The 21,645-nt window shown below is 36.2% G+C and carries 20 protein-coding genes; 4 read left to right on the top strand and 16 right to left on the bottom strand.

Features of this window, described 5'->3' with window-relative positions; all coding sequences use genetic code 11:
- Positions 1–9: 9 nt before the first annotated feature.
- From ACZ1AQ_RS09505 to ACZ1AQ_RS09445, 13 genes are all read right to left on the bottom strand, one after another.
- Positions 10–327: a type II toxin-antitoxin system RelE/ParE family toxin gene (locus ACZ1AQ_RS09505; RefSeq protein WP_489632677.1), complete on the bottom strand. Its 318-nt coding sequence runs from the start codon at positions 325–327 to the stop codon at positions 10–12.
- Positions 318–554: a hypothetical protein gene (locus tag ACZ1AQ_RS09500; RefSeq protein WP_159686850.1), complete on the bottom strand. Its 237-nt coding sequence runs from the start codon at positions 552–554 to the stop codon at positions 318–320. Before ACZ1AQ_RS09500 ends, ACZ1AQ_RS09505 begins: the two co-directional genes overlap by 10 nt.
- Positions 555–725: 171 nt before the next feature.
- Complete coding sequence (locus tag ACZ1AQ_RS09495; RefSeq protein ID WP_489632676.1) at positions 726–1,175, bottom strand: MarR family winged helix-turn-helix transcriptional regulator; 450 nt, start codon at positions 1,173–1,175, stop codon at positions 726–728.
- 2 nt (positions 1,176–1,177) lie between these two features.
- The gene (locus ACZ1AQ_RS09490) at positions 1,178–2,080 is read right to left on the bottom strand and encodes a hypothetical protein (protein WP_489632675.1); all 903 of its coding nucleotides are present in this window, start codon (positions 2,078–2,080) and stop codon (positions 1,178–1,180) included.
- A gap of 201 nt (positions 2,081–2,281) precedes the next feature.
- Positions 2,282–2,911 carry a hypothetical protein gene (locus ACZ1AQ_RS09485; RefSeq protein ID WP_489632674.1) on the bottom strand — a complete coding sequence of 210 codons (630 nt, stop codon included), beginning with the start codon at positions 2,909–2,911 and terminating at the stop codon, positions 2,282–2,284.
- Between the two features lie 156 nt (positions 2,912–3,067).
- The gene (locus ACZ1AQ_RS09480; RefSeq protein WP_489632673.1) at positions 3,068–4,516 is read right to left on the bottom strand and encodes an FAD-dependent oxidoreductase; all 1,449 of its coding nucleotides are present in this window, start codon (positions 4,514–4,516) and stop codon (positions 3,068–3,070) included.
- Between the two features lie 550 nt (positions 4,517–5,066).
- Positions 5,067–6,800, bottom strand: coding sequence for a DMP19 family protein (locus ACZ1AQ_RS09475; protein WP_489632672.1), 1,734 nt, complete (start codon positions 6,798–6,800; stop codon positions 5,067–5,069).
- 65 nt (positions 6,801–6,865) lie between these two features.
- The gene (locus tag ACZ1AQ_RS09470; RefSeq protein ID WP_489632671.1) at positions 6,866–7,441 is read right to left on the bottom strand and encodes a hypothetical protein; all 576 of its coding nucleotides are present in this window, start codon (positions 7,439–7,441) and stop codon (positions 6,866–6,868) included.
- A gap of 125 nt (positions 7,442–7,566) precedes the next feature.
- The gene (locus tag ACZ1AQ_RS09465) at positions 7,567–8,373 is read right to left on the bottom strand and encodes a zinc ribbon domain-containing protein (RefSeq protein ID WP_489632670.1); all 807 of its coding nucleotides are present in this window, start codon (positions 8,371–8,373) and stop codon (positions 7,567–7,569) included.
- Positions 8,374–8,724: 351 nt separating this feature from the next.
- On the bottom strand, positions 8,725–9,399 hold the full coding sequence (locus tag ACZ1AQ_RS09460) for a copper homeostasis protein CutC (protein WP_489632669.1): 675 nt from the start codon (positions 9,397–9,399) through the stop codon (positions 8,725–8,727).
- A 258-nt stretch (positions 9,400–9,657) separates the two neighbouring features.
- Positions 9,658–10,653 (bottom strand): isoaspartyl peptidase/L-asparaginase, encoded by a 996-nt coding sequence (locus ACZ1AQ_RS09455; RefSeq protein WP_489632668.1) that lies wholly within the window; start codon positions 10,651–10,653, stop codon positions 9,658–9,660.
- Positions 10,654–10,786: 133 nt separating this feature from the next.
- The gene (locus tag ACZ1AQ_RS09450) at positions 10,787–10,933 is read right to left on the bottom strand and encodes a hypothetical protein (protein WP_489632667.1); all 147 of its coding nucleotides are present in this window, start codon (positions 10,931–10,933) and stop codon (positions 10,787–10,789) included.
- A gap of 257 nt (positions 10,934–11,190) precedes the next feature.
- Positions 11,191–12,198 carry a 3-oxoacyl-ACP synthase III family protein gene (locus tag ACZ1AQ_RS09445; protein ID WP_489632666.1) on the bottom strand — a complete coding sequence of 336 codons (1,008 nt, stop codon included), beginning with the start codon at positions 12,196–12,198 and terminating at the stop codon, positions 11,191–11,193.
- Between the two features lie 356 nt (positions 12,199–12,554).
- Between ACZ1AQ_RS09445 and ACZ1AQ_RS09440 the strand changes: the two genes are divergently transcribed.
- Positions 12,555–14,963, top strand: coding sequence for an alpha/beta hydrolase family protein (locus ACZ1AQ_RS09440; protein ID WP_489632665.1), 2,409 nt, complete (start codon positions 12,555–12,557; stop codon positions 14,961–14,963).
- 276 nt (positions 14,964–15,239) lie between these two features.
- Here the strand turns inward: ACZ1AQ_RS09440 and ACZ1AQ_RS09435 are convergent, their stop codons facing one another.
- The 3 genes from ACZ1AQ_RS09435 to ACZ1AQ_RS09425 form a co-directional block, all read right to left on the bottom strand.
- A complete protein-coding gene (locus ACZ1AQ_RS09435; protein WP_489632664.1) occupies positions 15,240–16,184 on the bottom strand; it encodes an ABC transporter ATP-binding protein in 945 nt (314 codons plus the stop codon).
- 130 nt (positions 16,185–16,314) lie between these two features.
- The gene (locus ACZ1AQ_RS09430; RefSeq protein WP_489632663.1) at positions 16,315–17,004 is read right to left on the bottom strand and encodes a YiaD family glycine zipper/OmpA-like lipoprotein; all 690 of its coding nucleotides are present in this window, start codon (positions 17,002–17,004) and stop codon (positions 16,315–16,317) included.
- 10 nt (positions 17,005–17,014) lie between these two features.
- Entirely contained in the window at positions 17,015–17,515 is a 501-nt protein-coding gene (locus tag ACZ1AQ_RS09425; protein WP_489632662.1) for a hypothetical protein, read from the bottom strand.
- A gap of 184 nt (positions 17,516–17,699) precedes the next feature.
- On the opposite strand from ACZ1AQ_RS09425, the gene htpG reads away from it, so the two are divergent.
- From htpG to ACZ1AQ_RS09410, 3 genes are all read left to right on the top strand, one after another.
- Positions 17,700–19,586 carry a molecular chaperone HtpG gene (gene htpG, locus ACZ1AQ_RS09420; RefSeq protein ID WP_489632661.1) on the top strand — a complete coding sequence of 629 codons (1,887 nt, stop codon included), beginning with the start codon at positions 17,700–17,702 and terminating at the stop codon, positions 19,584–19,586.
- 148 nt (positions 19,587–19,734) lie between these two features.
- Positions 19,735–20,682 carry an MASE1 domain-containing protein gene (locus tag ACZ1AQ_RS09415; protein ID WP_489632660.1) on the top strand — a complete coding sequence of 316 codons (948 nt, stop codon included), beginning with the start codon at positions 19,735–19,737 and terminating at the stop codon, positions 20,680–20,682.
- 108 nt (positions 20,683–20,790) lie between these two features.
- Positions 20,791–21,624: a hypothetical protein gene (locus ACZ1AQ_RS09410; RefSeq protein WP_489632659.1), complete on the top strand. Its 834-nt coding sequence runs from the start codon at positions 20,791–20,793 to the stop codon at positions 21,622–21,624.
- Positions 21,625–21,645 lie beyond the last annotated feature (21 nt).

Here is a 21,645-nt window from a genome sequence, read left to right as displayed (position 1 = left end):
TCTCATTTACTATTTAGTTCTCTTGATTTTGATTGGATTTTGTCTAGTATCAAAAACATCTACTACTTCAATTGTATTGAGTTGATTATTGACGAAATAAATGATTTTATAATTTTTAAAAACTATATATCGAAACTCCTTATCACTATTTTTCAACAATTCTTCCTCTTGTCCAATTGTCGGTTGAAGCTTTAACCTCAACGTTTCATTTACAATTCCCGTGACAAGTTTTCTAGCAATAGCAACACTGGCTTTGTCTTTGTAGTATTCAAAAATATTTTTCAACTCATTCTTAGAAAAATCGGTCCACTTGACTTTTAACTCCATTTTTCAATTTCTGTTAAAAGGTCATTCGCATCTGTTACTTTACCATTTTTAACATCTTCCAAAGACTTATTAATTCTTTTATGAAATTCATCTACTGTCATTGGATTCAGTTCTTCCTCATTCGCAGCTGTGTTCCTAAGTAACTTTTCAAATTGAGCAATCGTTTTCTCACTCTCTAATTTTAGAAAGTCTTGGATGAAATTTAATTTTCGTGTTTGTAAATCCATTTTCCAATCTTTTTTTTCAAAATTACAAATTAAAATAACTCCTAAATTGCTTTATGACTATTTTAAAAATAAAGATTATACAACCTAATGAATTAAAAGACATTTTTTAGATAACTTTTTGCTCTAAAAACAAACAATAAAAGGCTACCTTAAGTAAGGAAAATACAACCGCTATTCTTCACGCAACAACTCCACCAACTTAGTCAGTGTTTTTTGAAAAGCTAAAAGCTCCTCTTGGCTGACAGAAGCATTGGCAAAAGATTCCATAATTTTTTGCGGAATGCAAACGGCTTGTTCTTTGAGTGCTTGCCCGCTTGCTGTTAAAGTAACCAAAACCGCTCGTTCATCTTTCGAAGAACGTGACCTAGAGAGCAATTCCTTTTGTTCGAGGCGTTTCAAAAGAGGCGTCAACGTATTGGATTCTAAAGCCAAACGAGTGCCTATTTCAGTTACAGTTTGTGCATTCTTTTCCCATAAAACCAGTAACACTAAATACTGAGGATACGTAATCCCCAAGTCTTCCAAAAAAGGAGTATACAGCTTTGTGGTCAAACGCGAAGCCGCATACAACGGAAAACAAAGTTGGTTCTCGAGATATAACGTGCTAAAATCTTTTTCCATTGTTAGAGGATTTCTTGAAGGTATTTTTCGATGGCTTCAGGGGTTGTAATCGGTGCAAAACGTTGTACAGGACGTCCGTTTTTATCGATGACAAATTTAGTGAAATTCCATTTTATGGTACTTCCAAAAATACCTCCTAAACTTGCTTTCAAATACACAAACAAAGGATGCGCTTGGCTTCCATTCACCTCAACTTTGGAAAACATTGGAAAACTAACACCATAATTGACTTGACAAAAGGACTCAATTTCTGTCTCGCTTCCTTTTTCTTGCTTCCCGAATTGGTTGCAAGGAAATCCCAAAATTACCAACCCTTGGCTCTCATATTTTTGATACAACTTTTCAAGACCTTCGTATTGTGGCGTCAATCCGCATTGACTGGCGGTGTTGACAACGAGTACCGTTTTTCCTTTATAAGCACTCATTGGAATTCGTTTGCCTTGAATGGATTCAGCTTCAAAATCATAAAAGGACTGTTGGGAAATAGCTATTCTCTTTTTCAACAAATAAGCCAAAGCTCCAGTGGACCAAAGTGCCCAAAGCACTAAAACGGGTTGAAAAAACAAACGAATCAAACGCTTGTTATCGGTATTCAATCCGAAAGAATCGATGCCATAATAGTATTGTGAAAGATTCCCAGGAAAAATCAAAACAAAGAATATCCCAAGCGCTATTCCAACATATATTTTTTGGCTCACCCAAAAAATAAGTGCTAAGCCCAAGGCCATTTCGACTATCCCTGAAGACAACACCACAAAATCCATAAAACTAGGGTCTGTTGTAAGCCATTTGGGAACTTGTGCTAAAAATGCCGTTCTGTTAAATGTTAAGTGACTTACACCTGCGTAAGTCATAAATGCGCCCAAAAGAATGCGCATACTGTTTTGAAAGAATGTTGTTTTCATTATTTTATCTTTTACGATTAAATCGTGTACGATACAAATGTAAGTGTTTTTTAAATAAAAAAACACGAATTAAACGAATTAACACCAATTTATTTATGACTGTCAACAAACAAGCTCAATATATTGATGAAATAATTCGAGAAATTCGTGCTTCTATTCAGCTTTTACTTCTTTGTTAGCGAAGTACTAAAGGAAAACAAACTATTTCTTCAAATACACCTCTCCTTCAGAGAAACCATTTTTCCTGATAAATGCTCTAAATTGCTTTTTTGTAGGTTGCACTATAAATGGCGTTGTTGTATCTCTTTTGGTTTCTGTAATTTGCTCTAGCAAGGCGATATCCTCTTTGCTAGCAATAGCATTAATCCCTAATTGTCCTTTTTTAAGAAAAAGTTTTTTTACCAACCATACATCATTGCTGCTTTTGGAACTAAGGAAATAATAGCCTTTCATTTTGCGTAAGACATTATCCTTATTGATTGTAAAAACAGTATCCACAAACACATAGTTTGTAAAAAGAGAATCGTTGATTTTTTTGATAACGTATTTTTCTGAAGTCTGTAAATTGGTTAATGTATCTTCAGTAATGCGTTCATATTTCGATAAATCTTTTCGGCTAAAGGTATCTTTCATAACCATCGTTCTGACGATTTGAAACGGACTAATTTTCAAGCCTTTTTCTTGTTCTACGTTATAGTATTCCCCTAGTAAGTGTTTGGGAAACGACGATAAATCAGAGGTTTTTTCAGGTTGCGCTTCAGCAAACGCTACTTCAGATTTTTTGCAGGAAATAATTCCAAGCACACAAAATAACAGCACTACTTTTTTCATCTTTTTTGGTTTTTATAGTTAATAATCGCACTTTAACTACAAGCCAACTTTATAAAATAGAGAAGAATGCAATGGAATCCAAAACCTCCTTTCCAATAATAAAATGCTGTAGCAAAGAACACTATAGTCACTTTAACCAAAAATTAAGCCAAAATCTTACTGCTTTTTTCGTTTGAGTATTCGGCCACGCGGTTCATCCGATTCATAAAGCACGATATCCGAATGCAGAAATTCAGCGGCGGCGGCGGAGTCTTTGACTTTTATGGCACTTCGGGCAATCATTTCAGCTTCAAATGGAAGCAAAACACTTTTTCGCAATCCTACTGTTCGCCATTGAGAAGAAGGTTTACAGCCTTTAGTGATGCCACGAGCCAACGCCAAAGCATCCAACAAGGCTTGATTCGCTCCTTGCCCTTTGAACGGACTCATAGGATGTGCGGCATCGCCTATCAAAGTGCTATTTCCAGCGTTTTCAAACTGGGCTGCGGTCAACAAAGTTCTATCATATACGGGATAACCCGATACCTGAGCAGCAGCCGTGGCATCGACTATTTCTGGAATAGGAGAATGCCATTGCGTTCTTCGAGACGCTTCTTCCTTTAAGGCTTGTGCGCCTTGTGCGCTTAGTTTTTTGGCTTCGGCTTCTTCCATCGGGAAACTCAATTGCCACATCACCGAATTTGCTGTAAAAGGCATAATATAAATACGTTCGTGACCATTGGCCGTCTGAAAAACCGTAGCCGAATCCAACAAATCTGAAGTTAGCGTTGGCAGAACATCCAAAGGACAAATTCCTAAAATCACAAGACAACCCAAATAACGCAAAGGAGTAACTTCCTCTCCAATCAATTGTTGACGGACGACACTTCGAATCCCATCGGCACCCACCACCAAATCGGTTGCAATTGTTTTAATTTGCGCACCAACTTGAAAGCGCAACTGAATTTTACCCGAAGCTTCCTCTTCAAAATCGAGCAATTGATGTCCCCATTGTATGTTGTCCTTCCCTCCGAGTTGCTCCACGAGTGCCAAACGCAACGCTTGTCGCGCAATATGAATGTTGGAACGTTTGGTGTATTTTTTTTCGGTAGGCTGCACCCATTTTCTCATCCCCCACTCGCCTACAACTGTTCCGTCTGTTTTGTGGACCAAATGCCGTGTAGAAACCACCCCTTCAGTCAAAGAAAAAATCCCAAAACCTTCTATGGCTTTGCTCGCTTGCTGCAAGGTCAATCCATAGCCTTGCGAACGGGCCTCAAAGTGCGTGTCTCTTTCAAAAAGCGTAAACGGAATGCCGCGATGCAAACAAGCCACAGCCAACGCCACGCCACCTATTCCGCCACCAATAATGGCGATATGGGGATAGTTTTCGTAATCTACTACAGGAAAATTTTCTGAAGGAAGCAATCCCGAACCACCGCATAACGAACAAGACACCAAAGGCGCTTTGGGCGCTTCAGGCAAAACCACTTCACCAGCAGCAGAAAGGCTGGCTACCAACTGCTGATACTGCAATCGCACTTTTTTACGAAGTCTTTGACTTTTCTTGCCTTGCCCCAGACAGTCTGGACAACTGCTCCAGCAAGGCGTATTCTTTTTATCCATATCCTATTCAACTACTCAACAGTATTGGGTGCAAAAATAGCGATAAAAAACGAGTCGGTTTTTTGGAGTTGGTGTACTAAGCGAGGAAACAAATAAAAAGTAGAAATAGTAAAGTACTTTAAGGATATAGAGAGCATTGGCACCAATGATGATTTTTTTTCCAGAAGCAGCACTTCTTTGCGTACCACACGAGTCGTCCCGCTTTCCGCTACACCCGAGCGATAGCGAATTGACGAAGTAATCTCTTATGCCGAACCCTGGCACAAGAGGATTTCCACTACAATCGGGGCTAAGCGAGTACGTTTTGTTTTCATAACCCAATACCAGATTGTATAAAAACAAAAACTACAAAATAGCCCAATGGTTATTTTGTAGTTTTCTTTACCCTCTTCAAGTGGCAATTAAAGATATTTATCGTAAAAAGTCGTGAGACTTTAATCATCTTTACGGACTAAAATCGTTTTAAAATAGCTCGAAGTTAGAGATGTTCGAGCAACATATACAATAAATTTATTTAGAAGTAAGAATAGTGTGGGGAGCAGGACATAAATTATTCAGTCAATTTTAATTTATACTGAACATAATGTATGCTTTTTACAGGCTTTCCATTTTTCAATGCTGGTTCAAATATCAATTCAGACATGCTTCTCTTAACTTGCTCATCCAACCACCCATTATCAGCTACAGCAAAATTTATCTCAGCTATCGCTCCTTTTTCATCTACATGTAAAAAATAACCATAAGTCAAAACATAGTCATCATCATAATGCTCGAAAATCGACGTTTCTGCTTTAAATTTTTCTGCGATTATTAAATGATTTACTGGTGAAGGGGCATTATCAGGCAATACATAATCCTCATAATTTTTATAACATTCCGAACATAACTTTGATACAATAGTTGTGCTCACTTTTGGGTTTTGAAATTTTGATCTTTTGAATGAAGAAATCTCCTTATCATTTTCATAAATAGTTTCATCCCTTAAATTCCCATTTAAATAATATCTTCTAGTAATTCCGTTATGCTTTCCGTTTTCCATTTCTTGATAGAAAGTCAGAATTCCATTAGTATAGATTTTTTGCTTGCCGTGTCTTTTATAATTTTTATACTGTTCCTCGTGCCTTTCAACTTTATTATCGAACGTTAAAATTTCATAAATATACAATCCAGTTCCATTTGTAAGTGTCTGTTCACCTTTTTCGCTCCAACAATTAATTAATTTGTAATCTCCAACAGTATAGGTAGCTGTAATTTTCCTTCCACCATTTTTATAAAATTCAAGCCATTGTCCATCGCGTCCTGATTTATATGATCCAATTACAGCAAGCTTCCCGTTTTCGTACCATTCTTTATACTCTCCAAACCTTTCGTCTTTATTGAGTAGTCTTGTTTCAAGTTTTTTTTCTTTTCCATTCTCATAATACCATTTATGAATTGCTAAATTTTTCTTTTCATCTATTGAAACATCATATTTAAATTTTCCATTTTCATAAAATTCTTTACGCTCACCAGTTTGCTTTCCATTATTGTATACTATTATTTCTTTTGGATTACCATTTTCATAAAAAGACCTGAATTTCCCATTTATCAAACCTTGTTCGAGAGTAAATTCTGCTTTAATATTTTTATTGGGATAAAATGTCTTTTGAAATCCTTTAAAATTTACATCAAACTCATTACCATTTTCATCAAGACATATTTCATTTGAATTTTTACGAATGTAATTTTCAATTATAGTCATCGTCTTTTCATTAATTCGCATATATTCTTCATCCAACAAAGACATTTCATCAAAATCATCACTAAAATCAATATCTAACAAATCAGTATCCTGCTTTTTATCTACTTGTTTTTTGTTTTTGTTATATATTATAAATGATTTTTTCACAAGACTTGCCGCCTCTGGTGCTCCAACATATTCTAGACCTTTAATAATTGCCGGAACATACTTTGAATTATCATTTTCATAAAATAGAGAAAACCCTCCATTTGCAACAAGAGAATCGAAATTAAGCCAGAAGTAAAGTGCTTTTTGTCCAAAAGACAAAGACTGAACAAGTTGAACTTCTTGATTTTTATCCTTTAAAAATTTAGATATGGGTTCAAATACAAACCAGCCAAAATCATATCCTTTTAACTTAAAAAAATCTCCCTTTTCAAGTTGAGGTCGAAAATGCTTGTCTTTATCAAACTTCCAATAAGGATCGTCTTCATTTTGAGCTTTACAAACAAAAAAGTTTAAAAAAATCATGAGTACGATCGATCTTATAATTAAATATTTCATCAGTAAAAATGTTCGTTATTACAACTATATATTAACTCTAAAGTAGCACTACTATCTCAAAAAAGTCACTCTAAAGGAAAAGAATATCCAACAGCAAAAGCACCATTAAATTGCTCAGCAGCATTGTGATAATAATACGTAAATCCAACATCAAAATTATGATTACGACCAAGAGCCAAACCAAAACTTAAAGGCACATGCATCAAAACGCCGCTTTTTTTAATATTGAATTCTGTTGTAATTGTTTTAAATGAACCCATCGAAGCTCCAATACCCACCTCAAAATAAGGAGCAACCCACGGAATTGGTGCTGCAACACGGGCTTTTCCTCCTAGAAAAAAGGCCTTTGTAGTAACCTGAAAATCTTCTGGGAATTGTTGGTTTTTGTTGTCATCTGGAGAGGTAATAACAAGACCTGCATAAGGACGAATTCCGAACCATTTGGTTATATTGTGCACATACTCACCTTGAGCATAAAACCCAGAACCACTAACATCGATATCTGAATCAGGAAAGCTATAACCAATACCCACCGCAGCAGTAAGATAGTTCCCAGGCTGTAATTGCGCTTGGGATGAAAAAGAAAAAAGAATAAAAACGAATGCAACAATAGCACGTAAAGGGAAAAACAAATACTTCATTTTGTGTTGAAATCTAAATAAAAGGATTATTATAATTATATGGACTTATTTAAGGATGAGACATCGTTATGGGCAAGAGCGGGACGCTCACGCTAGCGAAGTAATTTTTTGAAAATCTTTATTTTTTAATATTCTTCCTCTTTCCAACGTTCAAGAAAACAGAGGCTATTGAGTACCAATTTTCTTTTCAACCAACTTTTAGTTTTAAGCGTTTCTTTCACTTGATTAAAAAAATCTTCTTTCGTTAAATTTGAGTTTGTAAACTCTCCATCTGTAAAGCATTCTTTACAAAATGAATAATTAAAACTTTTATCATAATTCAATCCATAATTCCTTATTGAGGAGAATTTTTTTCCACAACTTTGACAATTTTTGTAGACCTTTTCATTCTGCTTTTCGATTAATCGTCTATCATTAAAAAATTCATCTGCAATCCACATAAATAGTCCTATCAGAAAAAACATTACGCCCAAATCCATAAGGGTTTTATTTAATTTGTAATGGCTTTCTCTAATTTTATCTTCTGAATCCATTTCAAATTTTAGAATTCTAAGCTTTTCTCTCAAAAGTTTAATATTAAATTCGTTGTTTGAATAAATCTCCCATTGAGCTTTCAATTTCTTGTTTACAATTAACTCTTTTCTATTATTGTTAATAGAAACAATTATTGTTAATAAGGAATCTTTCTTATTTAAATTACTATCTTTTTTATATTGTTTTGATAACAATTCTGTTTCATTTTGAAGATTATTTAAATAATTATTTGACTTTAAAGTACTAACCATTAATGAATCTTGGTATACAAAGTATTTTTCTTGTTTTACAGTGTCTAATTTTTCATTTATGTTACTTTTATATTCTGAATATCCAATCAATATTAAACCTAATAATATTACTAATTTATATACTTTGTCTGGTATGTTAAGTGTCATTTATTTACGGATTAAGATGTTTGCTAACTTTTAATAATTCTGTCATAATTATCTCTATCAACCCAAAATTAAAGCGGTAGTTATAATTCTCATCAAACTTCATTTCTTCAAATATATCCTTTTTTCAGCGAAACTTATAAAAATTTTCTGAAATCTTCTTACAAAATTTGACCATTGCTTACTGCTTTCTGAGCACTAATAATTGCCGACTTGCCCGCATGAGGGATGGAAGCGGCATCCTCTTGGGGCGGGGTTCGCCCCAAGAGATATAGCGTACAGCCCGACCCCGAGGAGCAGGGATTTGTGGTTATGTAGGGTCGTGTGCCTCGGGGACATGCCCAAAATATAATTTTAAAAGGTATTCAATTGTTGTTTTAGCTGGGCGACTTCGGTGGGATTGGGAAGTTCGCTGTGGTCGGTAATCGCGGCGGAGTGATAGTACACGGCTCGGGTGGTTTGGCTCAGCCAGTGGGCATTGCTCGAGCGCAATCCGCCTCCGGGCATCACCGTAATGCGGTCACCGGCGTGAGCGACCAATTGTTGTAGGAGGTCAGCGCCTTCGGTCACATTGGTGCGCACTCCAGAGGTGAGGACGGTTTTGAAGCCACAAGCCACTAACGTTTCTAACCCTTGCAGCGGATTAGCGATGCCATCGAAAGCGCGGTGAAAGGTGCAAGGCAACGGATGCGCCAAGTGCACCAAAGCCGCGTTGGCCTCGGAATGAATGCTGCCGTCAGGATGGAGTATCCCAAACACAAATCCATCGACGCCAAGATTTTTGAAAGCGGTAATACTGTTTTTCATCGCTTGGAACTCGGTTTCGGTGTAGACAAAATCGCCTTCGCGTGGGCGAATCATCACGTTGAGCGCTACGGTGGTCAGGGCACATGCGGCTTGTACCATTTCGGCGGGAGGTGTAATACCACCAGCGGCTCGGTCGAGACACAATTCGATTCTGTCGGCGCCATTTTCTTGGGCGATGGCAATGGCGTCTAGGCTAAAACAGGCGATTTCTAATTGGTTCATTTTTTTGTATTGGGTAGATTAAAATGAGTTTGAATATAAACTTGAAGGTATTAGTTGCATCATTTTTTTACCACACTTCGATACCTCAGTGCAGGCAAAAACATAGAAGTTTATAGTCTTTAAAGAAAAAGGAAGACGTTTTACTATTCACATAGCTATTCTATGTGGAAAATAGTGCTATTTCTTATTTGCTCTAACGCTTTACATTTAATCTATGTTTCTATGTGGTTATTTTTTAAGTTTAAATTCAAGCCTAAGTTATTTTAAAAAGTAGTTCGCATCGATGAGTTGGTTGCCCGAAGCATCGTGCACCGCATAATTGAATCCCCCTTGAATACAATACGAGCCATACTCGCCTTGCTTGTTCAAAGCAATAAATCCAACTTGTATGTCTTTGAGGTTTTTGCCACGGTTTTGGGTGAGTTTTACAATGCGCGCCACGGCTTCTTCGCAGGCTTTCTGAGGGGATTTTCCTTGTCGCATCAACTCGACCACCAAATGACAACCCGAAATACGCACGACTTCTTCGCCGTGTCCTGTGGCGGTAGCGGCTCCAATTTCGTTATCGACATACAAACCTGCTCCAATAATGGGCGAATCGCCCAAACGACCGTGCATCTTGAACGCCATACCGCTAGTGGTACAAGCGCCAGACAAATCTCCGTGACTGTCTAAGGCAATCATTCCAATGGTATCGTGGTTTTCGATATTGGCAATGGGTTTGTACTCGCTGGTTTTGAGCCATTCTTTCCACTCTTTTTCGCTGGCTTCGACCAATAAATTTTCTTTGGTAAATCCTTGTGAAAGGGCAAACTGCAAAGCACCATCGCCTACCAACATCACATGAGGCGTTTTTTCCATAACGGCACGCGCCACCGAAATAGGATGCTTGATGTGTTCCAAACAACCCACGGCACCAATATTGGCTTTTTCGTCCATAATGCAAGCGTCGAGCGTAACACGTCCGTCGCGATCTGGTCGGCCACCGTAACCTACGCTGCGTTCGTTGGGATCGCCTTCAGGAACTTTCACTCCTGCTTCCACTGCGTCTAAGGCTTTGCCACTATTTTTGAGGACTTCCCAAGCAGCGGTATTGGCTTGAAGACCAAAACGCCAAGTGGACAGTACTATAGGTTTTCGGATTTTGGAAGGGGTTGGAATAGGTGTTTCTTCTGAAGTAGCTGCAAACGAAGGTAAAACCACAGCAGCTGATGCAATTGAGGCAGTTTTTAAAAATTGGCGACGGTTGGTCATGATACTGTTTTTTTGGTTGTGACCAAATTAGGGAAATAAATGCAATCCCAAACCTATAACAAAACACTAATAATCAAAAAAATTAAAAAAAGGAAAAAACTTAGTAACTTTCAAGAATAGTGCTTTAACTATCTTATAATTTTATCTTCACTATTTTATTGTCTCTGATAATTACAAGCTCACTTTTACGCTCTTTTTTAAAATCAAGCATTTTATCATAGGCTTTTTCAAGTCCCTTTAGAATTTTATTTCTTCGCTCTATTTTAGTTTCAGTAGTCATAATATTTTTTTAATTCAGTAAACTTTTTTTCATCAAGAATCATAAGTTGATTACTGCAATAATGCATAAGTTTGTTTCTTCCATACTTCCAAATATAGAAAAAATCAATCACTAACTATTCATAATCCATTAAAGTCTTTTGAATTCACTAAAAACAATAAAAACTCTCGAACTTACAGGAGTCAATGCTAATTAACAAAAAAAAGGTCCAGAACATTTGCTCTAGACCTTTTCGTATGGTTTGTATGCTATTTAATTTACCATTTGATAATCGCGCTTGCCCAAGTAAATCCACTACCAAAAGCAGCTAAAACAACGGTATCACCTACTTTGATTTTTCCTTGTTCCCAAGCTTCAGTCAAGGCGATTGGCACAGAGGCCGCAGTTGTGTTTCCGTATTTTTGAATATTATTGAATACTTGATCATCACTCAATTTGAATTTGTTCTGAATGAACTGAGAAATTCTCAAATTCGCTTGATGTGGAATCAACATGTCAATATCTGAAACTTCTAAATTATTCGCTTGTAAGCCTTCGTTGATTACCTCAGCAAAACGAACTACTGCATTTTTGAATACAAATTGCCCGTTCATATAAGGAAAATAACTTTCGTCATTCGGGTCATTATCGGCCAAAATATCATTTACCCAACGACCACCCATTCCCGGTGCGATAAGTGATAATTCCTCAGCATGTTGCCCTTCTGAATGCAAATGCGTAGACAAAATTCCTTTGGTCAAATCTTCTTCTCTTGACAAAACAGCTGCTCCTGCTCCATCACCAAAAATCACAGATACACCACGACCTCGAGTTGTCATATCCAATCCTGAAGAATGCACCTCAGATCCAATCACCAAAACGTTTTTGTACATTCCAGTTTTGATGTATTGATCAGCCACAGACAATCCGTATACAAAACCTGAACATTGATTTCTAATATCAATAGCGCCAACAGTTTTTAAACCCAAATCGCGTTGCACCAAAACTCCTGGTCCTGGAAAATAATAATCGGGACTCAAAGTAGCAAAAACAACAAAGTCTATATCTTCTTTGGCAATACCTGCTCGCTCAATAGCAATTTTGGCGGCTTTAACTCCCATACTCGTTGTTGTGTCTTCTCCTTTAATGATGTGGCGACGTTCCTTAATTCCGGTGCGTTCTTGAATCCATTCATCATTGGTATCCATTATTTTAGATAAATCATCATTTGTTACCACATTCGAAGGAACATAAAATCCTAATCCTGCTATTCTAGAGTGATACATAAGTATTTGTTTTTCATTAAAAATTGATTGGCAAAATTAAACATCTTTTAAAAAGACAGCTCACAATTTAGTCATTTTTTTGATATAATCATTTTTACACCCAAAACAAGCCCATAGACTTCTTGTAATATCACTTGTTTGTAATAAAAAAAAGGCAAAAACTATGTCTATTCAAAAATTGCTAAAATAACAAAGGTACCTAGACACCGAATCTTTCTTTTACAAAAAAATAAATCCATTTGAAAGACTTGACTTTATGATTTCAAAAAAATTAACTCGGTAATGGATGTAACATATTTTTAAAAAATCAGTCTAATTTTATCACATACTAATTCTAATAACTAAATCAATACTTCATGAAGTTAAAACTCACACTCCTCTTGCTGGGATTTGGTTTTTCGATGTTGGCACAAGAAAACCTAAGCTACCAAAAACCGTCTAAATCTATTTTAGATTTAGCCGATTACGAACGAGCGCCTTCGGTTTCGATGGACACCAAAAAAGAGTATTTACTCCTTTCCTACAGAAACACCTACAAAACGCTCGACGAACTCAACCAAGAAGAATTGCGTTTGGGTGGGTTGCGTATTAATCCCATTACCAACATTTCGAGTACGGTAACCTATATCAACAACTTAAAACTTCGAAAAATAAAAGACAAAAATGAAGTTCAAGTGGCGGGATTACCAGCAAATGCTAAAATTAGCAATTTATCATGGTCGCCGAACGACACTAAAATTTTGTTTACGAACACTGCTGCCAATGGTGTAGAGCTTTGGGTAATTGATGTCGCTTCGGCACAAGCCAAAAAATTAACCGAGGCGAATTTGAATGCCAACTTAGGCACTCCGTTTAGCTGGTTTGGTGACAACGAAACAGTATTGGTCAAACTATTGCCAAGCAACAGAAAGCCTTTATTAGATGCCAAAAAAGATTTGCCAACTGGACCAATTATCTCGAATACTAGTGGTGCAAAATCCCAAAATAGAACCTATCCAGATATGTTAAAAAACAAAAATGACGAGATCAATTTTGAAAATATCATCACTTCTGAATTATACAAAATCACCTTAAGTGGTAACAAAACCCTATTCAAATCGGCAGATATGTTTGCTGGTCAGAGTTTATCTCCTGATGGGAATTATGTTATGATTACTACGATTCAAAAGCCGTTTTCTTATATCGTACCTTTGAATCGTTTCCCAATGAAATCTGTAGTGTACGACAAAAGCGGAAGGGAAGTAAAAGTCGTAAACGAAACTCCTTTGACCGAAATTATGCCAAAAGGATTTATGGCGGTTCAAAAAGGAAAAAGATCCCTGATGTGGAGAAACGACAAACCAGCTACTTTGGCTTTTGTTCAAGCCTTAGACGAAGGAGATCCAGCAAATAAAGTTGCCTTTAGAGACGAAATGTTTTTATGGGAAGCTCCTTTTACAGCCAATCCAACTTCGTTAGTTAAAACACCTCAACGTTTTAGTGATATTACTTGGGGGAATGACAACGTTGCCATCGTATCGGATGAATGGTATGACACCAGAAATACCAAAACTTACTTGATCAATCCATCGAATCCGTCACAACAGCCAAAAGTAATTACCGACAGAAACTCACAAGACGTTTATGCTGACCCAGGTAATTTTGAAACTAGAAAAAACCAATACAACCGCTATGTTTTGGCTATCGAAAACGACAAAGCTTTCCGTATTGGAGATGGGTACACCAAAGAAGGACAATTTCCGTTCATTGACGAATTGAATTTAAAAACGTTACAAAGCAAACGTTTGTATACCTCAACTTACAAAGACAAAAAAGAAGATTTGATTGAAGTAGAGGATTTCAAAAAAGGAACGGTTTTGGTACAAATTCAATCCAAAAACGATTACCCAAATTACTACTTTAGAAACATCAACCAAAAAGACAAACTCACCCCTATCACCGATTTCAAAAATCCATTTGAAAGCATTAAAAATGTGAGCAAAGAAGTAATCAAGTACAAACGTAAAGATGGTGTTGAATTATCTGGAACTTTGTACTTACCTGTAGGTTATGACAAAGCCAAAAAAGAAAAATTGCCGTTACTAATTTGGGCCTACCCTGCCGAATACAAAGACAAAAACAGCGCAGGACAAAGTACTCAAAATCCTAACGAATTTACCTTTCCTAACTATGGTTCGTTTGTGTATTGGGTAACCAAAGGCTATGTGGTTTTAGACGACGCTTCATTCCCAATCATTGGAGAAGGCAAAACCGAACCTAACGACAACTTTATTTCCCAACTAGTAGACAATGCCGAAGCTGCTATCAACGCAGTAGATGCTTTGGGTTATATCAACAGAAAAAAAGTCGCTGTGGGTGGTCACTCCTACGGTGCTTTCATGACGGCTAATTTATTGACACATTCCAATCTTTTTGCTTGTGGGATTGCTCGAAGTGGCGCTTACAACAGAACTTTAACGCCTTTTGGTTTCCAAAGCGAACAACGTAATTATTGGGAAACCCCTGAGGTATACAATACCATGTCGCCTTTTATGCATGCAGATAAAATGAAAACTCCTTTACTATTAGTGCACGGAGAAGCTGATAATAATCCAGGTACTTTTACTTTGCAAACAGAACGCTATTTCCAAGCCATAAAAGGATTGGGTGGCCCTGCACGTATGGTAATTTTGCCTAAAGAAAGTCATGGCTATGCCGCCAAAGAAAACATCTTGCACTTACTTTGGGAACAAGATCAATTCTTAGAAAAATACTTGAAAAACTAAGGCTTTTGACGAACTTAAAATAAAAAAATAACCACATAGAATCATAAATTAATGATAACTAGCCAAAGAAAAAATAGAAATAGCACTATTTTACACATAGAATATCTATGTGAACAGTAAAACGTCTTTTTTTTCTTTAATAAAGCTATAAATTCTATGTTTCTATGTGGTAAAAAAAATAATTTCAACCAAAGTGCAAAATACATAAATTCAATTTGGTGCAAAAAAAAGAGACAACCTGAAAAGTTGTCTCTTTTTTTATATTTACTTTGGAAGTTACATGATCTTCAATAGTACTTCTTGATTCAATTCTAATGCAGTTTCGTGTTCAAAGAAAATGGCTTTTCTATCAAAAGCGGCTTTAATTAGAAAACGACTTCCTTTAAAATAAGATTGTTTCACTACGGCTTTCACTGTACCAACTGGTGATACCTTTAATTGATGCGGATACAGTAATACCATTTCATCTTCTCCTTCAATAGGCATTAATTGCGACATTCTCAATTCGTTGACTTCACCAAATAAAGAAGCTACATATTTGTTAATCGGAAATTGATAGACTTCCGCAGATGGTGCTTTTTCAATTATTCTTCCCTGTTGCAATACAATTGTTTCATCAGAAAAAGATAAAGCATCTGTACTGTCATGAGTAGCAATAATGCATGTAATTTCTTTTTTCTTCAGGTAAGCAAATAAATTACGACGTAAGGCATTTTTTCTAAAATTATCAATATGACTAAATGGTTCATCTAACAACAACACCTGAGGTTCTACGGCCAAAACCTTGGCCAATGCAACGCGTTGTTGTTGCCCTCCACTCAAATCTTTGGCGCGTACTTTGGCATAATCCTCCATCTCGACCATCTCGAGTAATTCTTGAATGCGCAATTTCTTTAAAGGCATAAAACCGTTAGACAAGAACTTACCTACATTCTCAGCAACCGTTTCGTAGGGCATCAAATCAAAATCTTGTGCAAGATATTTCATAAAGGGCATACCCGGAATCAAATTGTATTTGGGTCCTAAAACGCGTGTCTTATTAAAGAAAATTTTTCCTTCATTTAAATCATAGATACCATAGATGAGTTTCAACAAAGTACTTTTGCCACAACCGCTCTCGCCGATTAGTGCAATATTTTGCCCTTTTTCTACGGTAAAATCAACATTCTGAATAATCGCTTTGTCTGTGTAAGCGAAGGAAATATTTTGAACTTCAAGCATTATTTATTGTATCATTAATAAAAAACAAAGATAGTGGCTTTAAAAAAAATAAGCTGTTGAAAATTTTATTTTATATAAAAAAAAGCTGTCTCCAAAGAAACAGCTTTTTCGTTTTCTTTTCTAAATCGAATTATTGACCATTTTTGGCGTCTTGAATCATTTTGGCATTGGCGGTAATCGCAAATTCTACTCTACGGTTTTTGGCCATACCTTCTGGAGTATCATTTGGAGCAATTGGATCTGCAATTCCAAAACCTGAAGTTTTAAATCGACTGGCATCCAATCCTTTTCCAATCAAATAAGTTTTTACGGATTCGGCTCTTTTTTCAGAAAGGGTCAAATTGTACTCTGGTTTTCCAGAACTATCTGTGTACCCAAAAATTTCGATGTTTGTATCGCCATATTCTTTAAAAACTGGAATCAGTTTATCTAGATTGGCTTGTGCTTGAGGAGTTAAACTCGATTTGTTCAAATCAAAACGCACGGCATTTTCATTCAATGTCAAATGGATACCTTCCCCAACGCGTTGCACATCTGCTCCCGGTAAAGCTTGACTGATTTCGCGAGCTTGCTTGTCCATTTTGTTTCCAATCAAGGCTCCTGCTCCACCGCCGATAGCCGCTCCAATCGCCGCTCCTAATGCTGCATTTCCTCCTTTACCTAAATTGTTACCAAGGATTCCTCCTATTAATGCACCAGCGGCTACGCCAATTCCCGCTCCTTTTTGGGTATTATTGGCATTTTTTACTGAGTTACAAGCTGTAAAAAAACTGCTAAATAAAAAAACAGCAGTTAGACTTAGTATCGTGATTTTTTTCATGAGTTATAAATTAATTAGTTTTTTTAAAATAATACACAATATCCTTCTGTTGTCCCGCAACATCAATTTTATCGATTAGTTCAAAGCTAGTCTCGGTTTGATTAGCAACTTTCAATAAAAATCCGGATTGTACGGTTTTGGACTTTACACCTGCCTCAACAATCTTCAGGACAAACATACCTTCTTTGTTGATACTCCAAACGATGGGGGAAGAGAACGAGGTACATCCAGCTCCAGCTAATGCCATACTGCCTTTATTGTTATTGGAAATAAAATTCCAAGTACTACCTATAAAGCATTTAGAATCTGCAATGTTGAATGAATTTACTTTAAAATACTCAGAACCAGGATAGGTAACATCTGTAATTTGCCAATTTCCTTTGATGGCAACTTGTGATTTTTTATCCAATTTGGTTGCTGCAACGGGAGCTGTGGGGGCAACTGCTGGGGCACTTGATTTACATGCAAATAGCAAAAAAACAAAGGTACCCAATAGAATAAATTTCCTCATAACTATAACTAGTTTAAAATTAATAGATTAACAAAGATACAACGCAAAAAGTTGCTTTAACACGAATTCAACTGTTTTTTTTAGAAAAAAACAACGATTGCGACATTTTGTCATTTTCTAGTCAAATGGTATTCTATTTGAAGCGAGGTTTGCATCAAATTCAACTTAAAATAGTATTATAATTATGACAACAGGTAAAATTAATGTTTCGGTAGAAAACATCTTTCCTCTAATCAAAAAGTTTTTATACAGTGATCACGAAATTTTCTTACGTGAATTGATTTCTAATGGAACCGACGCTACTTTAAAATTAAAACACCTTACTAGCATAGGAGAAGCTAAAGTAGAATATGGCAATCCAATCCTTGAAGTTAAAATAGACAAAGAAGGAAAAAAAATCCACATCATTGACCAAGGAATTGGTATGACTGCTGATGAAGTTGAAAAATACATCAACCAAGTCGCTTTTTCTGGTGCCGAAGAATTCCTAGACAAATACAAAGATTCAGCTAAAGACTCCGGTATTATTGGTCATTTTGGTTTAGGATTTTACTCTGCTTTCATGGTGGCTGAAAAAGTAGAAATCTTTACTAAATCGTATAAAGACGAACCAGCCGCTCACTGGACTTGTGACGGTAGCCCAGAATTTTCATTAGAACCTTTTGACAAAACCGATCGCGGTACCGAAATCGTGTTGCACGTTGCAGAAGATTCTTTAGAGTTTTTGGAAGAAAGCAAAATCAGAGAGTTGTTGAACAAATACAACAAGTTCATGCCTATTCCAATTAAGTTTGGAACAAAAAAAGAAACACTTCCTAAACCTGAAGATGCTCCAGAAGACTACAAACCTGAGACTATTGAGGTTGACAACATCATCAACAACCCAAATCCTGCTTGGACGAAACAACCTACGGATTTAAAAGATGAAGATTACAAAAACTTCTATCGTGAATTGTATCCAATGCAGTTTGAAGAACCGTTGTTTCATATTCACTTAAATGTTGATTACCCTTTCAACTTAACTGGAATTTTATACTTCCCTAAATTAGGTGCCGATTTACAAATCCAAAGAGATAAAATTCAATTGTTCCAGAACCAAGTTTTTGTAACTGATAACGTAGAAGGGATCGTTCCTGAATTCTTGATGATGCTTCGCGGGGTAGTAGATTCTCCAGACATTCCGTTGAACGTTTCACGTTCTGGATTACAAGCTGATGGTGCTGTGAAGAAAATTTCGAACTACATCACTCGTAAAGTTGCCGATAAGTTGAAATCATTATTCAACGAAAACAGAGCTGATTTTGAAGCCAAATGGAACGATATCAAAATAGTGTTAGAATACGGAATGCTTTCTGAAGACAAATTCTATGAAAAAGCAGGAGCCTTCGTATTGTATCCAACAGTAGACGATAAATACTTTACACTTGATGAATTGAAAGAGGCTATCAAGGAAAACCAAACAGATAAAGATGGTAAATTGGTAGTATTGTATGCTGGAAATAAAGAAGCACAACACTCTTACATAGAAATTGCAAAAGATAAAGGCTATCAAGTATTGTTGCTAGATTCTCCAATCATTCCTCACTTAATTCAAAAATTAGAATCAGACAATAGCGGACTAACTTTTGTTCGTGTTGACTCTGACCACATTGATAATTTAATCAAAAAAGAAGAAACGGCAATTTCTAAACTTTCTACTGAGGAGCAAGAAAGTCTAAAATCAGTAGTGGAAAACATTGTCCCTAAACAAACTTATACCGTTCAGTTAGAGGCATTAGATAGTAGTGCAGCACCCTTCATCATCACACAACCTGAATTCATGCGTCGTATGAAAGAAATGAGTCAAACCGGTGGTGGCGGAATGTTTGGAATGGGTAATTTCCCAGAAATGTACAACTTAGTGGTGAACACCAATTCAGATTTGGCTACTAGTATCTTGAACAACGAAGACAAAACGGTTCAAGAAAACTTGGTAAAACAAGCTTTAGATTTGGCGAAACTATCTCAAAACTTACTAAAGGGAGAAGCTTTGACTGCCTTTGTAAAAAGAAGTTTTGAAATGATTAAATAATTTTTTTTACCTCAATCCAAAACCTGCAAATCATAATTTGCAGGTTTTTTTTTGCTTTCTACTGAGAAAAAATAGAACTTTTACAACTGTTTAACCGAATCATAAAATTTTGTGTATTTTTATTGAGAAATTCCAAAGGTATTCCATCATGTATAGACAAGCAACTAACGACTATTTTCTTCCTTCCTTCTTAAAATCGACCCCGATAAAGATTTTCTTAGTCGCATTTATTTATAATGCACTTGCTTTTATTAGCTATCAAATCACCGTCACTCCTGATAATATTGCACCAATCTATACCGCAGCAGGTTTTGCATTAGCTTCGGTTTTAATTATGGGTAGAAAAACGTTAATCGGTATTTGGATTGGCTCAGTAGTCGCCAATATGTTTTCGTTTTGGGACACTAGCAAAATGCTTGAGTTGCCCTTAATTTCAACCATTTCATCGGCTGTTTTAGTAGCTACTGGTGTTACCTTAGGCGCCGCTTTGGGTGCTTATTTTATCAATATTTTAAATAAAGGAACTTATCCTTTAAAGACAGGATGGGGTGTCATTATATTTTTAGCTATAAGTGTGTTTTATTCCGCTATCTGTTCCCTAATTGGAGTAAGTATTATTTCTTTATTTGGGCTAAGTGCTCCCAATCATTTTATTTTCAATTGGACAACCTGGTGGCAAGGAGACTTTATCGGAACGATAATCCTAACGCCATTTTTGACTTCTTGGCTATACCGATATCATATCAAAATCATTGCTACTTCTTTATTAGAAGCTTTAACTTTAGGATTAGTCACTATTTTCATCTGTGTTCTAGTAGCTTTTGATCATGCTGACGACCAATACCTATTGATCATCGTATTACTTTGGGCGACGTTCCGTTTCAGAATTCGAGGAGTTTCTATTATCGCCGCTTTATTTGCGTTGTTATCTACTCTTTACGGAAGCTTAGGCTATGGTACATTTGCCATTTTAACACCAGAAGATTCCTTGACTTATATCAATTCCTTCTTCGGATTAAGTACCATAATCGCTTTAATAATGGCAGGTTTCTATTCTGATTATTTGCATAAAAAAATTGACAAAGCTAAAGTCTAAAACAAGAAACCCCATACTTAAACAGCTGTTAATTATTTTCTGCATTTTTTTATGGCTATGTCAATGGTTTTACTATTTTTGAAGCAACCAAACCTTAAACTTATCCGTATGAAAAATGCAAAAAAAATTCTTTTATCCGTAATTGCAATGGCTTTTTCGGTTACTTCTTGCACCAAAGATGAAGCCGTTACTATTACAGACACCAACACCGTAGTAGCTTCAGCAACAATTGACGCCATCAATGAACTGGATTTCAAAACGGGAACGCAAGTTACCTTCGAAAATTCTCTATCAAAATCAACCAACAAATCTACTGTAAATTCTTTAGTAGGTACCTGCGCAACTATCACTGTAGACAACTTAACGCCTAATGTTTTTCCAAAAGTAATAACCATAGACTTTGGAACAGGTTGCACCACTAACAACATCACTCGTAAAGGAAAATTAAAAATTACTTTATCTGGCTTAGTTAGTACTCCAAAAGCTACAATGAAAATAGAACGTGAAAACTATTATGTGAACGGATTAAAAGTAGAAGGCACAATAGTTTATGTTAATGAAACGGTAACTCCAAATGTTCCTCAATGGAGCAGAACCATTACCAATGGAAAACTTACCAACTTAGAAGGAATGGTGTTCTTAAACTCTGGAACACATACCATCAAACAAACTGAAGGAGTTGGTACTCCATTAGTACTTTCAGACAACACATACGAAATGACTCAAGGAAATCATACTGTTAGCAAAGAAAACGGACCAAGTTTAACATTAACAGTTGCTGAGCCATTATTAAAAAAATACGACTGTAATTATGTTTCAAAAGGGAAACTAACCGTAAAAGGCAATCTACTTAACGGCACAATAGATTATGGAAACGGAGATTGTGACAACAAATTCACCTATACCCATGAAAATGGTTTAGTTTTTAACTTAACTATGTAATTCAAAATCTTCATTAAAAAA

This window comes from Flavobacterium sp. UM26, from assembly GCF_057922445.1.
The sequence above is the reverse complement of the archived record's forward strand: the minus strand, read 5'-3'. Positions and strand labels throughout refer to the sequence as shown.

What these genes read in the sequence shown, in the direction of transcription:
- ACZ1AQ_RS09445 (WP_489632666.1), bottom strand. Translation starts at nt 12,198, where the DNA reads ATGTATCACTCTAGAATAGCAGGATTAGGATTTTATGTTCCTTCGAAT.
- ACZ1AQ_RS09465 (WP_489632670.1), bottom strand. Translation starts at nt 8,373, where the DNA reads ATGACACTTAACATACCAGACAAAGTATATAAATTAGTAATATTATTA.
- ACZ1AQ_RS09410 (WP_489632659.1), top strand. Translation starts at nt 20,791, where the DNA reads ATGAAAAATGCAAAAAAAATTCTTTTATCCGTAATTGCAATGGCTTTT.
- ACZ1AQ_RS09500 (WP_159686850.1), bottom strand. Translation starts at nt 554, where the DNA reads ATGGATTTACAAACACGAAAATTAAATTTCATCCAAGACTTTCTAAAA.
- ACZ1AQ_RS09495 (WP_489632676.1), bottom strand. Translation starts at nt 1,175, where the DNA reads ATGGAAAAAGATTTTAGCACGTTATATCTCGAGAACCAACTTTGTTTT.
- ACZ1AQ_RS09505 (WP_489632677.1), bottom strand. Translation starts at nt 327, where the DNA reads ATGGAGTTAAAAGTCAAGTGGACCGATTTTTCTAAGAATGAGTTGAAA.
- ACZ1AQ_RS09470 (WP_489632671.1), bottom strand. Translation starts at nt 7,441, where the DNA reads ATGAAGTATTTGTTTTTCCCTTTACGTGCTATTGTTGCATTCGTTTTT.
- ACZ1AQ_RS09450 (WP_489632667.1), bottom strand. Translation starts at nt 10,933, where the DNA reads ATGACTACTGAAACTAAAATAGAGCGAAGAAATAAAATTCTAAAGGGA.
- ACZ1AQ_RS09480 (WP_489632673.1), bottom strand. Translation starts at nt 4,516, where the DNA reads ATGGATAAAAAGAATACGCCTTGCTGGAGCAGTTGTCCAGACTGTCTG.
- ACZ1AQ_RS09415 (WP_489632660.1), top strand. Translation starts at nt 19,735, where the DNA reads ATGTATAGACAAGCAACTAACGACTATTTTCTTCCTTCCTTCTTAAAA.
- ACZ1AQ_RS09435 (WP_489632664.1), bottom strand. Translation starts at nt 16,184, where the DNA reads ATGCTTGAAGTTCAAAATATTTCCTTCGCTTACACAGACAAAGCGATT.
- htpG (WP_489632661.1), top strand. Translation starts at nt 17,700, where the DNA reads ATGACAACAGGTAAAATTAATGTTTCGGTAGAAAACATCTTTCCTCTA.
- ACZ1AQ_RS09460 (WP_489632669.1), bottom strand. Translation starts at nt 9,399, where the DNA reads ATGAACCAATTAGAAATCGCCTGTTTTAGCCTAGACGCCATTGCCATC.
- ACZ1AQ_RS09485 (WP_489632674.1), bottom strand. Translation starts at nt 2,911, where the DNA reads ATGAAAAAAGTAGTGCTGTTATTTTGTGTGCTTGGAATTATTTCCTGC.
- ACZ1AQ_RS09475 (WP_489632672.1), bottom strand. Translation starts at nt 6,800, where the DNA reads ATGAAATATTTAATTATAAGATCGATCGTACTCATGATTTTTTTAAAC.
- ACZ1AQ_RS09440 (WP_489632665.1), top strand. Translation starts at nt 12,555, where the DNA reads ATGAAGTTAAAACTCACACTCCTCTTGCTGGGATTTGGTTTTTCGATG.
- ACZ1AQ_RS09455 (WP_489632668.1), bottom strand. Translation starts at nt 10,653, where the DNA reads ATGACCAACCGTCGCCAATTTTTAAAAACTGCCTCAATTGCATCAGCT.
- ACZ1AQ_RS09430 (WP_489632663.1), bottom strand. Translation starts at nt 17,004, where the DNA reads ATGAAAAAAATCACGATACTAAGTCTAACTGCTGTTTTTTTATTTAGC.
- ACZ1AQ_RS09490 (WP_489632675.1), bottom strand. Translation starts at nt 2,080, where the DNA reads ATGAAAACAACATTCTTTCAAAACAGTATGCGCATTCTTTTGGGCGCA.
- ACZ1AQ_RS09425 (WP_489632662.1), bottom strand. Translation starts at nt 17,515, where the DNA reads ATGAGGAAATTTATTCTATTGGGTACCTTTGTTTTTTTGCTATTTGCA.